Origin of the sequence: Agaribacterium sp. ZY112, assembly GCF_041346925.1 — a bacterium.
Classification (GTDB): Bacteria; Pseudomonadota; Gammaproteobacteria; order Pseudomonadales; family Cellvibrionaceae; genus Agaribacterium.
Genome location: NZ_CP166840.1, coordinates 3637823 through 3652677, shown reverse-complemented (window position 1 = coordinate 3652677; position 14855 = coordinate 3637823). Strand labels below are relative to the sequence as shown.

Below are 14855 nucleotides of genomic sequence, written 5' to 3'. Positions count from 1 at the left end.
ATTAGCTATGTATAAAAATTTTGCGTGAACCTAGTAAATAGGAATACAAGTTTATGATCACTTTATACCAAATGCCGGTGTCACATTACTGTGAGAAAGTACGCTGGGCGCTGGCTTATAAGCGGCTACCCTATCGCACTAAAAATCTATTGCCGGGCTTACATGCGCGCCCGGTTAAGAAGATGACGGGGCAAACAGCGGTGCCTGTGTTAAAAGATGGCTGCCAAATCTTGGCCAACTCATCAGATATTATTAGCTTTCTTGATGATGAATACCCTCGCTTTTCATTAACCCCAGATGATTCAGACCTCGCCTTACAGGCAAAAGAGTGGGAAGCATGGGCGGATGCAGAGATAGCCGTTAATGTCCGTATTTTGGCTTATTATCATTTGTTAGATAGGCCTGATTTACTCAAGCCTATGTTTTGCGATAGAGGGCCGTGGTATGGCCGTTTTTATATCGATTTGACCTATGAGAAAGTAGCTGCCGCTTTACGTCAGGGCTTACAACTCAATGAGCAGCGAGTAGAAAAAGCAAAAGAGGCGCTTAAGCTGGCGATAATAAAGCTTAAGCCTTATGTCGAATCGAATAGCCGATTGCTTGGTTCTGACTTTAGTCGAGCGGATTTGGCTGTGGCCGCGTTGTTGGCCCCTTTGTTTCAGCCAAACAAATATGACCTTATGTGGCCTGAATCTATGCCGGTCGACTTTCAACGCGACGTGGCAGAGTTTGAGTCCGTTAAGGCTTGGGTGCTCGATACCTATCAGCGCTATCGTTAGGTATTTAGTTATGCCTTAATCATTGCAGGTTTTGGCTTGCCTGTTGAGAAATTGAGCTGTAAATAGTGCAGCGGATGAAGGCGCGCAAGGCTACAATAGCCGCCTAGTTAAGTAGAGTTAAATTGAGGAGAGTTAAGGTGAATTTTGCCGGTGCAAGTATTTTATCTGTGGATCAGTTTGAGCGCGCAGATATTGAAAAGATTTTTGCGGTTGCTGACAAAATGGAGCCTTATGCCAAGCGGCAGCTGGTTACACGCGTTCTTGAGGGCGCCATTCTTGGAAATATGTTCTTTGAACCCAGCACTCGAACGCGCGTGAGTTTTGGTTGTGCGTTTAACTTACTTGGTGGTGAAGTGCGCGAGACGACGGGCTTTAAGAGCTCAGCTATTGCCAAAGGTGAAAGCCTTTATGATACGGCTCGGGTTTTGAGTGGTTATAGTGATGTGATATGCATGCGCCACCCCGAGTCAGGCTCTGTTGGTGAATTTGCTGCGGCAAGCCGTGTTCCTGTGGTAAACGGTGGTGATGGTGCTAATGAGCATCCAAGCCAAGCGCTGCTCGATCTTTACACCATTCAAAAAGAAGTTGGCCGCAGTCTTGATGGCTTGCGAATTGCCATGATTGGCGATCTTAAATTTGGTCGCACTGTACACAGCCTCATTCGACTACTCAAACTTTATCGTAACATTCATGTTGTGTTGGTATCGCCGGCTGAGCTGAGCATGCCTGAATCCTACATTGAAGAGATGCGTTTGGCGGGCCATAGTGTGGAGGTGAGCAATGAGCTTACCGATGGTATTGGCAGCGTTGATATTGTCTATTCAACCCGTATTCAAGAAGAGCGCTTTGAGAGCCAAGAAGAGGCCGATTTGTATCGAGGGCGTTTTCGCTTAAACCAGCAGATTTATACAAAGTACTGCCAGCCTAATACCGTTATCATGCACCCACTTCCTAGAGACTCACGCTCTGGTGCTAATGAGCTAGACAACGATTTAAACCAAAACCCCAACTTAGCCATTTTCCGTCAAGCGGATAATGGTGTACTTGTCCGTATGGCCTTATTTGCTTTAATTTTAGATGTTGCAGATCAGGTTGATAAGAGTGCACGTGAGGTGAATTGGTATCATCGAAGAACCTAGTTTGAGACCAAAATTGTTGCTATCTGCCGCTAATTGTAACTATATAGCTGCTTTATTGCCTGCTTAGCGATTCTAGAGGTTTTTAGTCTAAATTAGAGTGGTTAATTGTGATTTAGCTATGTCACTTGAGTTGCTCTAGGGGGTATGATTGGAGGATACAATCTGACAATAATTAAAATGTGCTCTCAGGAGGCGCTTTATGAAGATAGCGTGTTCTATGCTCCTTGGCTGTTTTGCTCTAAGCAGTCAGATATGGGCAGAGGGATTAAGTGCTGAGGATCAGCGGTTGTTGGCTCGTTATGATGCCAATGGTGATAGAGCAATTAGTACAAGTGAAGTAGAGATGAAGCGCAAGCAAGTCTTTACTCGTCTCGATAGTAATCTCGATGGGCAAGTGAGTTTTGATGAATATGAGCTGGTAGACCAGCAAAAACGTCTGCCTTTGCTTAAAGCGCGTTTTGATACCCTAGACTCTAATCAGGATGGCCAAGTAACAGCGGAAGAATATGCCAGTTATCTTGGTAGCTTCTCTCGCTTAGATCAAAATAAAGATGGTCAAATAAGCGGCTCAGAAATTGGTGGTGTTGATGACAAAGCCGATAAGTCATCTAAAAATCAGGCCGATTTATGTTTGCTTTGGTTGTGTGTACGTAAAAGCATCAACTAGTCGTTGTTAGCTCCTATGTGTAAGCAGGCTTAAGTAGAATCTCGTCTATACGCGCGATTAATTGGTGTTGATCTAAGGGCGTACTTAAGTAGCTTTTTGCTCCGAGTGAAAGGCTAAGGCGCTTGAGTCTATCGGCTCCCAGTGGTGATAGAACTAATAGTGGAGCCTCTGCTACCATCGTACTTTCTTTAAGCTTCTTGTAGAGCACGATGCTGACATCCAGCTCGTTCTCGATAGTCAAAATAACCAGTTCCGGTTTATTATTAATTGCCTCAGCGTCTGGGCTATTGGCATGTTTTTGCTCTGTGATTTCACAGTGCCCTTGTAGCAATGGAATAATCTCATCCTTCATATCCATATCATGCTCAATCATGAGCGCGCTATGCAGGTTGTTATAATCTGTTACATGTGCGCAATTACGGCCGTTGTATTTACTCTCGCGCAGCGACTTCTGTGCCGAGTTGATCAATGTCGATACCTGACAGCCCGTGGTGTAGTGCAAGCTAGCGCCGCCAATACTGACTGTGAGGGCTCGAGTGCTTGAGATGCCGTGGCGAATATCTAAGCGTTCTACCGACTCCCTCAATGTTTCAGCAAGGTGCTCAGCGCCATCAAAGTCGGTTTCTGGTAATAAGATAATAAATTGCTCGCTACTGTAGCGTGCGCTAATGTCGTCACTGCGATTGGTGAGTTCAGACACACATTTGGCTACAGCCTTGAGGCATTCATCGCCAGCAAGGTGGCCATAGCGTTGGTTGTATTGCTTAAAGTGATCAATATCGATAAGAAGAATACTCGCCGCTTTTTTGTGTCTAGCTGCGTGACGCCACGCTTCAGCAGCTTTTTGATCGAAGCTTCGGCGGTTAAACAGGCCCGTTAAACCGTCTCTATCACCCAGTTCACGTAGCTTTTTGTTCATTTTATGCATTTGGTCGCGCATATTGACCAAACGCTGCATCGCTTTAATTTTGGCTTGTAGAATAACCGGGCTTATGGGTTTAATCAGATAATCATCACCGCCCACTTCGATGCCTTTCTTAAAGCTTTGCTCGTCGCTGTCTCCGGTAACAAAAATTATCGGAATCCAGAGTTCTGCGAATTGCTCACGAATTAAACGTGTGGTTTCAAAGCCATCTAAGCCAGGCATCTGCACATCAATAATGATCATGTCGATAAGATCGGGATCAAGTATTTGCATCGCTTGCTCACCACTTTCGACAGTTACGCATTGGTGCCCTGCAACAGTGATGTGGCTTTGCATGGCCCTACGTACCGTGGCGCTGTCTTCTACTAGTAAGATATTCATATATCTCTATATAGCTTCTCGTGATGTGCTTTCTTAGAACTTATTACGATTTCGCTTTTATTTCTTGCTGCGAACATCGCAATGTGTCGTTTTTACTGAGCCTTAGCCTTATAATGCGCGGCTTTGCTTAACTTAGGTTGATGGGTGGCTTAGCTCATTGTTTACCTTTATTGCTGTATTTTTGTGCTGAGGTCACACCGTTCATGTCCAATTTTGATGAAATTCGTCCTTACAACGATGATGAAGTTGCTGAAGTCATTGCTCGGCTATTACAGGATCGCGAATTTCTAGATGCTATTCTACGCGTCAAATTAGGCCCTGTGGCACTTAAATTTGCATCAATATTGCGCCCTTTAGTTCGTTATAAGCTAAAGCAGGCGGCAAGTAAGATTCACAGTGTGAGTGATTTACAAGCCGAAATTGAAGGTTATTTAGTTAAAGCACTCGATGAAAGCAGCAGCAGTTTGACTGTTTCAGGCTTAGAGCTACTCGATAATAAACAAAGCTATTTGTTTATTAGTAACCATCGCGATATCGCGATGGACCCAGCCGTTGTAAATCTTGCCCTATATCGCGCAGGCTTTGGCACTTTGCGTATTGCGATTGGCGATAACCTGCTAACTAAACCGTTTGCTAGTGATTTAATGCGACTTAATAAAAGTTTTATCGTTAATCGTTCAGCGACTAAGCCTCGTGAAAAACTAAAAGCGGCTAAGTTGCTCTCTGCCTATATTCAACATTCCGTTGCCAATGATGGTGAGAATGTATGGATCGCTCAACGTGAAGGTCGAGCAAAGGATGGTAAAGACAGAACCAACTCAGCCATTATTAGCATGTTGTCTTTAAGCAAAAGTAAAGGCCAAGCCTTAGCTGAGTTTATTGAGCAAAGCCGTATCGTACCGGTTACCATCAGTTATGAATACGACCCTTGTGATGCGGATAAGGCGCGTGAGCTGTATTTAAAAGATGCCCAAGGAGCTTATGAAAAAGGTGAGCAAGAAGACGTACAAAGTATTGCCCGCGGTATTACTGGTTTTAAAGGGCATATTCACGTTGCTTTTGGTCAGCCTTTAGCTGGTGATTATGAAGACTCTGAAGCGGTGACCGCCGAGCTCGATAAACAAATCCTAAGCAACTATCGTTTGCAGGCAAGCAATGCAATTGCTTACGAATTACTTGAATCTGAAGCGCCAAAGGTCAAGGTGGGTGCAGGCTCCAAGACCTTTTCGGAGCAAGACTTAAGCCGTGAAAGACAAGTATTTAATGCTCGTTTAGCAACCATTCCCACTGAACAGCAAGCTACTTTTTTGGCCAGTTATGCTAACCCTGTTCGCGATAGACTCGCGGCGGAATAGCTATGCTCGGTGATGACGTAAAGCGCACGATACAAAAAGCCTATACCCAGTTTTTAGAAGCTAAAGAACTTAAGCCCCGCTATGGGCAAAAGCTTATGGTGGCCGAGATTGCTCGCACGCTTGGCAATATCGACCTAGATGACGAAGGTCATAACATCACCGAAAAAAACATCTCGGTTGTTGAAGCTGGTACTGGTACTGGTAAAACCGTTGCGTATTTATTAGCGTCTATCCCTCTTGCTGCGCACTACGATAAAACCCTGGTACTTTCTACGGCAACGATTGCTCTGCAAGAGCAAGTTTTGCACAAAGATCTTCCCGATTTATTAAGACAAAGCGGCTTAAAGTTTAGTTTTTGCTTAGCGAAAGGCCGTGGCCGTTATTTATGTTTAAATAAATTAGAGCGAGTTGTTAGCGATATTGAAGACAGCGCAGCAGCGATGTACGAAGATGAAATCATCGCCGTCAGTTCGAGTGACAAAGTACTTTATCAAAAAATGATGGATAAATGTGCCGATGGTCACTGGGATGGTGATAGGGACAGTTGGGAAACTGAACTTGATGCCACAACATGGTCTCGTGTCACCACCGATCATCGTCAATGTCTAGGTCGTAAATGCCCCAATATCCGCGATTGTGCTTTTTATAATGCTCGGGCTGCCATGGATGAGGCCGATGTTATTGTGGCTAATCACGATCTTGTATTAGCTGATTTGGCCCTAGGCGGTGGTGCAATTTTACCAGCACCGGAAAACAGTATTTATGTGTTTGATGAAGGCCACCATTTACCCGATAAAGCCCTGAGCCATTTTGCGAGCCACAGCCGTTATCGCGGTACGATACGTTGGTTGGGGCAAAGTGAGGGGCAATGGCCAAAACAAATAAAAGCGGTAGAAGAGTTAAGCCATTTTGTTCAACTTGCTCAGCCTTTAGAATCACGTTTTAAAGAATGCCGAACTATTTTTGAAGAAGCTTTACCTTTAGTGCGTGATATTTGTGAAGATATTGATGTTGACCAATACAGCCCACGCCTGCGTTTTGAAAAAGGCGAGGTAAGAGAAGAGCTACAAGAGTTCGCTCGTAAAGCTAGCCGAGCATTAGCGGCTTTACATGAGTTGCTTGAGAAGCTGCATAAAGAAATCGATACGCTTATTAATGAAGAAAGTCGTGCGGTTCCTGCTCAAGCAATGGAGACGATGTTAAATATACTTGGCAGCTCCGTATCTAGAGCCGAAGCGAGTTTATCTTTGTGGCAAAGTTACAAAGAAACAAGCTTTGATGAAAAAGCCCCTTGGGCGCGTTGGGTAACCTTGCATACAGACAGTGAACCGCTTGATTATGAATTTGTTTCAAGCCCAGTATTGGCATCGGGCTTGTTAAATAAAGGCTTGTGGTCACGTTGCTGTGGTGCTGTAGTGACCTCGGCGACAATACGTGCACTTAATAAATTTGATCGCTTTAAACTGCGTGCGGGCTTGTTTGATAATGCCTCTTTTGAGGCCGTTCCTAGCCCGTTTGATTTTTCTCGTGGCGAATTAATTATTCCTAATGAGGCTGTTGAGGCCAATCGCAGTTTTGAACATACACAGAGTTTAGTTGAGCTATTACCCGAGATTATTGATAAGAAAGAGGGCACCTTAGTCCTGTTTTCATCACATGCTCAAATGTCACAAGTTTATGATTCTATGCCGGCTGATATAAACGAGCTTATCCATTGTCAGGGCCATGAAAGCAAGCAGCGTATGATCGAAAGCCATAAAAAGCGTATCGATCGTGGTCTGGGCAGTATTATTTGGGGGCTTTCGTCGTTTGCAGAGGGTGTTGATTTACCGGGAGATTATTGCAAGCACGTTATTATTGCCAAACTGCCTTTTTCAGTTCCGGATGAGCCTTTAGATGCTGCTTATTCTGAATGGATTGAAGCGCGTGGTGGCAATGCGTTTATGGAAGTGACGGTGCCGGATGCCTCTATACGCTTGGTGCAAGCTTGCGGTCGTTTATTGCGAACGGAAGCCGATAGCGGCCGTATTTCTATTTTAGATAAGCGCTTAATTAGTAAGCGTTATGGCTCGGCGATTACAAATTCCCTGCCGCCTTTTAGTCGCCACTTTTAATCTGGTTATTACTGGTAAGTCTTTTGAGCAACACAACATAGTGGCATGCTTGGCCCTATGTTGTGTGTTGTTTATCGCTCATCTTTTCTTGAGCTGTTAAATTAAAGCAGATTGTTACATCTGCTCCATCACTTCAATACCCAATAAATCCAAACCTTGGCTTAGGGTGCGAGCTGTGGCTTTACTTAGCATCAGGCGCGAGTTGCGCTCAGTGTCGCTGACCTCATCTTTTAGAATAGGGCAGGCTTCGTAAAAGCTTGAAAACAAGCTAGCTAATTCATATAAGTAGGTACATAAGACATGGGGGTAGGCGTCTTCTACGATCTGTTCAAGTACTTCAGAAAAGCGCATGAGTTTTAAGGCTAAGGCCTTTTCTTGCTCGGCGCCCAATACAATTTCAGATGAGAAACTATTAATGTCTAATTCTGCTTTGCGAAAAACACTGGCGATACGTGTATAAGCGTATTGTAAATAAGGCCCAGTATTGCCTTCAAAACTCAGCATACTGTCCCAGTCAAATACATAGTCATTCGTGCGTGTTTTACTTAAGTCTGCGTATTTAACCGCACCAATACCGACCTTACGACTCACCTCTGCCATTTGCTCTGCACTGAGCTTAGGGTTTTTGCTCTTTACTACTTCAGCTGCTTTTTCGATGGCCTCGTCTAGTAACTCAGCAAGTTTAACGGTGCCGCCGGTGCGTGTTTTAAAAGGCTTGCCATCTTTGCCTAGCATTTTACCAAAAGCGCGGTGCTCTAACTTGCAAGGCTCTTGGATAAACTTAGCTTTGCGAGCCAGAGTGAAAACCTGTTTTAAATGCAGGCTTTGGCGGTCGTCAGTAAAAATTTGAATACGCTCTGCTTTAAGCTTATGAGTGCGATAGCGAAGGGCGGCTAAGTCCGTGGTGGCATATAAAAAACCACCGTCTTTTTTCTGGACAATAACAGGGCTAGGGTTGCCTTCTTTATCAGCTAACTCCTCTAAGAAACACACTTGTGCGCCTTGGTCTTCAACAGCTAAACCAAGTTCTTGTAACTCTTTAACTAAGACCGCTAAATCCTCGTTAAAAGCACTTTCACCGTGAATGTCTTTATCATTTAAGGTGACGTTTAATTTTTTATAAATAGCGGCGCTGTGAGAGAGGGATACGTCGCGAAATAGTTGCCATAGCTTTAAGACACGCTCGTTGCCACTTTGTAATTGCACAACATAGTCGCGTGCACGATCGGCAAACTCGGCTTCGGCATCAAAGCGCTTTTTGGCCGCTTGGTAGAATAGTTCTAAGTCTTGTAGCGCCAAGCTCGCTTCAGCGCCTTCTTCAAGTTTGTCTTCTAATTCAGCGATAAGCATGCCGAACTGAGTGCCCCAGTCACCAACGTGATTCTGCCTAACGACATCCGCGCCTACAAACTCTAAGGTGCGGGCAATGGCATCACCAATAATGGTTGAGCGAAGGTGGCCTACGTGCATCTCTTTCGCTAGATTTGGTGAGCTGTAGTCGAGAACAACACGCTCGTTAGCAGCGATAGCGACATCAAGCTTGTTATCGTCGCCCGCTTTTTGTAAAGAATTGGCAAGCCAGCTTGCTTTTAAATGAATATTGATAAAACCTGGACCTGCGATCTCGATATGCTCGGCAATGTCATCAAGATCGAGTTGTTCACAGATCTTCTCGGCGAGCTCACGAGGCTTGCTTTTCATCGCCTTGGCAGCAGCCATGGCACCATTGGCTTGGTAGTCACCAAACTTAGCGTTCTTGCTGGGTGCTATAGGTGCACTGCATTCTTCGGGAACGCCTGCGGCGGTCATGGCGGCGCGAACACGTTGTTGCAGTAGAGTGCGAATATTCATGGCTAATCCTGTCGGTCTATCGAGCCGAGGATTGTAGCGGCACAGGCCGTCGATGCAAGGTTTGAGCGGCGAATACGCCTATTCTTTGTGATTAGCTTAGGCTTACTTCGTTATATCACATTGACGGGTGCTGTTTGAGCACGCTTTGCTCTTAACCTTGGCGCCTTCATACGGATCTCTAGGTATCTAGGTCGAGGTATCAAGGTATCAAGGTGTCGAGGGTTGTATTTTGCTTGGTGGCGTTTTTAAAACAGCTTTCGTCTAAGCTATGAACAAGGTTTTGGCTTATTTAATAGAAGGCCTGCTGAACGGGCTTGAGCCTGTGTTAAAGGGTAAAGGAACTGAAATGAAAGACAGCGCCGTCATTGAAACTAAGAGCAAACCCTTACTCATCACCCGGCAGCAAGGTGCATGTCTTGTTGTGTCTTTAAATCGTCCTGATAAGAAAAATGCCTTAAATCAAGCCATGTATGAGCAATTGATTCAGGCAATGGACAGGGCTGAAGCCGAAGTCTCTATTTGTTGCATGTTATTAACGACAAGCAGTGAACACTTTTGTTCTGGCAATGACCTTAGTGATTTTCTCGCTGTTGAATTTAAAACCGCAGATGTGCTCTTAGGGCCAAAGTCTAGTAATGCCTTAATTCGCTTCCTTTACCGCTATCGAGACTTCCCTAAAACAAAACTTGTAGCCGTGCAGGGGCTTGTTATTGGGATAGGGGCAACGTTGTTATTACACAGCGATCTTATTTTTGCTGATTATTCAGCGACCTTTTCTATGCCTTTTGTAAAGCTTGGGCTCTGCCCTGAATACGCATCCTCTTATTTATTGCCCAAATTAGTTGGCCAGCAAAGAGCCTACGCACTGTTAATACTTGGGCAGTGTTTTAGTGCCGAGCAAGCCTTAAGGTGGGGGCTGGTTAATGATCTATCCGGCAGCGCTCAGACAGCTGCTTTGAACGCAGCTAAACAGATAGAAAACCTAAGCTTCACGGCGTTATATGGCTCAAATAAATTGTTGAGAGCGGCCAATGCAAGTGCCATTGATCAAGCCATGGGCTTGGAAATAAATCAGTTTGTTGAGCTGCTAGCAAGTAAGGGCTTTAAGGATAAAGCCGCCGAGTTTTTAGCTAAACACTAAAAGTGGAACAGCAAGAGTTAATGAAATAAGAGTGGGCTATGTTTGATTTTACAGAGCAAGTGGTGGTGATTGCGGGTGGAAGGAGTGGTATCAATCGTGGTATTGCAGAGGCTTTTGCAACGGCGGGGGCAAGGGTGGCGGTTTTCAGTCGGGATCAAAGCAAGGTTGACGCTACCGTAAAAGCTTTACAAGAGCTAGGTGCAAAGGCCTGTGGTTTTAGTGCGGATGTTAGAGATAGTGAAGCGGTTCAGAGTGGCCTACAGAACATTGCCGCGCAGTGGGGCGCTTTTGATGTGCTGGTTAGTGGGGCTGCGGGTAATTTTCCAGCACTGGCTGGAGACATGTCGAGCAATGCCTTTAAGTCGGTGGTCGATATTGACTTAAACGGCAGTTTTAATGTGCTTCATCATGCCTACCCATTGCTTAACAAACCCGGTGCCAGTGTTATTAATATCAGTGCACCACAAGCGTTTGTGGCCATGCTGGGCCAAAGCCATGTGTGCGCAGCTAAAGCTGGAGTTGATATGTTAACGCGCAGCTTGGCTTTGGAGTGGGGTGGCGAAGGCATTCGCGTAAACAGCATAGTGCCTGGCCCTATTGAAAATACAGAGGGCATGAAACGCTTGGCCACCAATGAAAAAATGAAGGAGCTCACTCGACAAAGTGTGCCGCTAAAGCGTTTAGGTCGCGCCCAAGATATTGCCAATGCCTGTCTGTTTTTAAGCTCTGAATGGGCGACTTATATTAGCGGCGTTGTTTTGCCTGTTGATGGAGCTTGGTCGTTAGCTGGGGCCTCTGGTTTGAATGCTGTGATGGAGACCACCTTACGCTCGTAACAGTTTTATCCAAAGAGTGAGGCACTTTGGCAGAAAACATGTGAACAATAACACGATTCCTCTATGTGGCTTTATGTGCACCAAGCTTGATGCATCAGGTACAATGCTTGGCTTTGAGATTTTCAATCTCTATTTACTTTGAATTAAGTGTAGGAATAGTTGTGAGCGAACGCGTTGAAGAGCTGGTACTCAAGTTCAGCTGTAAGGACCAACCAGGCATTGTGGCCTCAGTAGCCAATTTGTTTACCCTGCAAGGGTTTAACATTCGCGAGGCATCTCAGTTTGAAGATGTCACCAACAAATGCTTTTTTATGCGTACCGTACTGGAATCGGTAGAGGGCCCTAAAGACCTCGCTTCTGTTGAGTCCGCCTTTCGCTCTCTTGCTGAGCGTTATGATATGTGTTGGGAGATGCATAACGGTCAAAAACGTATGAAGGTCTTATTGGCGGTCAGCCAGTGGGGGCATTGCCTAAATCATCTGCTTAATAATTGGAAAAATGGCACTTTACCGGTTGATATCGTTGGTGTGGTGAGTAATCACGATAGCCTAAGAGATATTACCGAGTGGTATGGTTTGCCTTTTCACTACTTACCTATAACAGCGGATACCAAAGCTGATCAAGAAGCTCAAATACTGGAGCTTATGCAAAATACCGATGCTGAGTTACTTGTGCTTGCGCGTTATATGCAAATTCTATCTGATGACTTATGTCGTAAATTAGAAGGTCGTGCAATTAATATTCACCACAGTTTCTTACCCGGCTTTAAAGGCGCTAAACCTTATCACCAAGCGTATGAACGCGGTGTCAAACTTATTGGCGCCACAGCTCACTATGTCACTGCCGAGCTTGATGAAGGCCCGATTATTGAGCAGAGTGTTGAGCGTGTTAATCATGCGCAAACCCCAGAAGAGCTGGTGGAAATTGGCCGTGATATTGAGGCTGTCACCTTATTGCGAGCCGTGCGCTGGCATGCCGAACAGCGTATTTTGCTTAACGGCAGTAAAACCGTGGTCTTTAATCGCGGTCAATAAATAGCCAAGATATAGGGCGAATGCTTAGCCCTATATTTTGTTCTCAGCAAATCTGTTCTTATCCAGCCCACTTTTATTTTGTGCCTTAAGGCTCTGTTCATCCTTACTGGGTCTATCTCTTGAGCGCGAGCTAATCGAGTTGCCTTGCCGACGATTTGTTGATTTTAAACATCTAAAAATGGATGCGCATCGCGCTAACAAGCAAGCCTAAATGCCTTGGTCTAGACTCAAAGAGCCCGTTGTACTTGGCTTTTTGGTGTTAGAGAGTGTGAGAGACTGATGGAATCTGTCCTTGTTATTGATGATGACCGCCTCATTCAGCGTTTGTTGGGGCGCTTGTTGGGTGAGCATTACGACTTAAGCTTTGCCAGTAGTGGTGAAGAGGGCGTTAAGATAGCCGCCTCTCTTGAGCCGAGTGTTATCTTGCTTGATATTGAAATGCCTGGTTTAAATGGTTATCAAACTTGTGCTCGCTTGCGAGATCTAGAGCACTGTATGGATACCCCCGTGGTTTTTCTCTCATCGCACTCGTCCATTAAAGAGCGTCTGCATGGATATGAAGTCGGAGGGGATGATTACATTGTTAAACCCTTTGATGCGAAAGAGCTCTTTGCCAAAATTTCTTTATTGGTTACTCAGAGTGTGCAGCGCAGACAGCTTGTTGATTCTGCCGATAGCGCGCAGGCCACTGCTGTTGAAGCAATGGCGACTAGTTTTGAGCTTGGCAAGGCGGTTCGTTTTGTCGAGTTAAGTTACTTAGCTAAAGATTACGATGAGCTGGCTTTGCAGTTATTGCGCTTTTGCAATGAACTCGATTTACACGTGGCCTTGATGTTTATCACCCGTCGGGGTTCGTTATTTTATTCATCAAGCCAAGAAACGGTGCCTCCTTTAGAGGCCGATGTGCTTACTTTATTGCATAGCCAGCAACGTTTTTCCGATTTTGGCCAGCGTACACAAGTTAACTACAAACATTCGGCTCTATTAGTAAAAAACATGCCGGCCGTAGGCAGTGCAAAATATGGCCGTGTTAAAGATGTTATTCCTTTTGTACTGGGGGCGGCAGATACAAAGGTACGAATATTAGATGCTGAGCGAGGTTTAAGTGTACAAAGGGCTGAGCTATCGGCCTCGATTGCGACGGTGAACATGAGTTTAGATACCCTCAATGAGTCGTTTAGCCGTAATTTAAATACTGTTACTTCAACCATGAGTGATTTGGTTTCAACCTTAAGCCTAGAGCTAAGAAATATGGGCATGGAACAAGATCAAGAAGATTGGGTGCTTGATAAAGTTGAAAATGCATCAGAAAAAATCGCCGCTTGTATAGAGAATAACGTTAACACTAAAAAAGTCTTAGTAGATGTTTTAGATTTATTACAAAAGATTACCAGCGAACAAGATAAGATCCTGCAAGAGAGCCTTAATGTCGAGCAGCCTTGCAGTAAATCTCAGCTTAGTGGTGATGATATTGAGCTGTTTTAACTTATGTAGCCTAGTTAAGTAGCCTTTATTTAAGTCCTCAAGGGATCCTTATCGGCTTGTTGAGCCCAGTGACTTATGCGCGTATGCTCCATGCTTGTCTTCACTAGCATGGACGTGTACATGAATACGCCAATTTCTCTTTTTTGCTCTTTTTTTAAACTCAAGTCTCTAACATTTGGCTTGTCTCTCATAAGTGTGCTTGTTGTATCTGCCTGCTCCAAAGAGCCAGAAGAAAAAACGCGCACGCATAATGAACCAATTGAGAAAGCGCAAATAATAGAAAGCCAAGAACAGCGCTTAGATCGTATTTTAAGCGAACAGAGCGATGAGCTAAAAGCACGTTATTCATGGCGCCATCCCAAAGAAACCATTGATTTTTTTGGCTTGCAGCCAGGTATGAGTGTGGTGGAAGTTTTACCCGGTGGGGGCTGGTACAGCCAAATACTTGCTCCTTATTTAGGCCAAGAAGGTCGCTTAATTGGTGCTGATTATTCGGCCGCTATTTGGCCTTTTTTTGATTGGGCCAGCGAGGAGTTTATCGCTAAGCGTAAAGAGTGGCCCCAGAAATGGTCATCTGATGTAAGCACTTGGGCTGTATCCGATGCTCCCCAAGCTATTGGCACTAACCTAGGTGCAATGGGCCCTTATTACGACGGCCAAATAGACGCTGTACTGTTTATCCGTGCTTTGCACAATATGCACAAATTAAAGCCAGAGCAGAGCTTTTATGATGATGCCTTGGCGTTGAGTTTTCGCCTGTTAAAACCAGGTGGTGTAGTGGGGGTGGTACAACACCAAGCACCGGCGGATAAAAGCTTAGCGTGGGCAAATGGTTCTCGTGGTTATATGAATAAAGAGCAGCTTATTCAAGACTTCGAAAAAGCGGGGTTTGTGAAGCTGGCTGAGAGTAAGATCAATGAAAACCCTGCAGATCAGCCTGAAGATGATGACAATGTTTGGCGCTTGCCGCCTTCCTTTTATAGCTCAGCTAACGATGAGGCCTTAAAGCAAGCTTACAGCGATATTGGCGAAAGTAATCGCATGACCTTACTTTTTAAAAAGCCTAAATAGCAACGATAGATTGTTGGCTGTATTCTTGTTCGATTTCGTTTGATGAGTTTGATTTAGGTCGCTTAGCGTTAAGCCTG

The 14855-nt window shown here is 44.9% G+C and carries 12 protein-coding genes; 10 read left to right on the top strand and 2 right to left on the bottom strand.

Annotated features, from left to right (window positions below):
- Nucleotides 1-53: 53 nt before the first annotated feature.
- The 3 genes from AB1S55_RS15845 to AB1S55_RS15835 all read left to right on the top strand — a co-directional run bounded on the left by AB1S55_RS15845 (nucleotide 54) and on the right by AB1S55_RS15835 (nucleotide 2585).
- Complete coding sequence (locus AB1S55_RS15845; protein WP_370979152.1) at nucleotides 54-779, top strand: glutathione S-transferase family protein; 726 nt, start codon at nucleotides 54-56, stop codon at nucleotides 777-779.
- A gap of 137 nt (nucleotides 780-916) precedes the next feature.
- Complete coding sequence (locus AB1S55_RS15840; protein ID WP_370979151.1) at nucleotides 917-1918, top strand: aspartate carbamoyltransferase; 1002 nt, start codon at nucleotides 917-919, stop codon at nucleotides 1916-1918.
- A 199-nt stretch (nucleotides 1919-2117) separates the two neighbouring features.
- Nucleotides 2118-2585, top strand: coding sequence for an EF-hand domain-containing protein (locus AB1S55_RS15835; RefSeq protein ID WP_370979150.1), 468 nt, complete (start codon nucleotides 2118-2120; stop codon nucleotides 2583-2585).
- A 13-nt stretch (nucleotides 2586-2598) separates the two neighbouring features.
- On the opposite strand, the gene AB1S55_RS15830 is transcribed toward AB1S55_RS15835, so the two are convergent.
- Nucleotides 2599-3891, bottom strand: a complete 1293-nt coding sequence (locus AB1S55_RS15830) for a diguanylate cyclase (protein ID WP_370979149.1) — start codon at nucleotides 3889-3891, stop codon at nucleotides 2599-2601.
- 203 nt (nucleotides 3892-4094) lie between these two features.
- Here AB1S55_RS15830 and AB1S55_RS15825 point away from each other — a divergent pair, with 203 nt between their 5' ends.
- On the top strand, nucleotides 4095-5246 hold the full coding sequence (locus AB1S55_RS15825; protein ID WP_370979148.1) for a 1-acyl-sn-glycerol-3-phosphate acyltransferase: 1152 nt from the start codon (nucleotides 4095-4097) through the stop codon (nucleotides 5244-5246).
- A gap of 2 nt (nucleotides 5247-5248) precedes the next feature.
- Entirely contained in the window at nucleotides 5249-7360 is a 2112-nt protein-coding gene (dinG, locus tag AB1S55_RS15820; protein WP_370979147.1) for an ATP-dependent DNA helicase DinG, read from the top strand.
- 114 nt (nucleotides 7361-7474) lie between these two features.
- Here the strand turns inward: dinG and argS are convergent, their stop codons facing one another.
- Nucleotides 7475-9211: an arginine--tRNA ligase gene (argS, locus tag AB1S55_RS15815; RefSeq protein WP_370979146.1), complete on the bottom strand. Its 1737-nt coding sequence runs from the start codon at nucleotides 9209-9211 to the stop codon at nucleotides 7475-7477.
- Nucleotides 9212-9557: 346 nt separating this feature from the next.
- Here argS and AB1S55_RS15810 point away from each other — a divergent pair, with 346 nt between their 5' ends.
- The 5 genes from AB1S55_RS15810 to AB1S55_RS15790 all read left to right on the top strand — a co-directional run bounded on the left by AB1S55_RS15810 (nucleotide 9558) and on the right by AB1S55_RS15790 (nucleotide 14778).
- Nucleotides 9558-10352, top strand: coding sequence for an enoyl-CoA hydratase-related protein (locus AB1S55_RS15810; protein WP_370979145.1), 795 nt, complete (start codon nucleotides 9558-9560; stop codon nucleotides 10350-10352).
- Between the two features lie 38 nt (nucleotides 10353-10390).
- Nucleotides 10391-11188 carry an SDR family oxidoreductase gene (locus AB1S55_RS15805; protein WP_370979144.1) on the top strand — a complete coding sequence of 266 codons (798 nt, stop codon included), beginning with the start codon at nucleotides 10391-10393 and terminating at the stop codon, nucleotides 11186-11188.
- Between the two features lie 161 nt (nucleotides 11189-11349).
- The gene (gene purU, locus AB1S55_RS15800) at nucleotides 11350-12222 is read left to right on the top strand and encodes a formyltetrahydrofolate deformylase (protein ID WP_370979143.1); all 873 of its coding nucleotides are present in this window, start codon (nucleotides 11350-11352) and stop codon (nucleotides 12220-12222) included.
- Nucleotides 12223-12501: 279 nt separating this feature from the next.
- Nucleotides 12502-13707, top strand: coding sequence for a PleD family two-component system response regulator (locus AB1S55_RS15795; protein WP_370979142.1), 1206 nt, complete (start codon nucleotides 12502-12504; stop codon nucleotides 13705-13707).
- A 120-nt stretch (nucleotides 13708-13827) separates the two neighbouring features.
- On the top strand, nucleotides 13828-14778 hold the full coding sequence (locus tag AB1S55_RS15790) for a class I SAM-dependent methyltransferase (RefSeq protein WP_370979141.1): 951 nt from the start codon (nucleotides 13828-13830) through the stop codon (nucleotides 14776-14778).
- Nucleotides 14779-14855 lie beyond the last annotated feature (77 nt).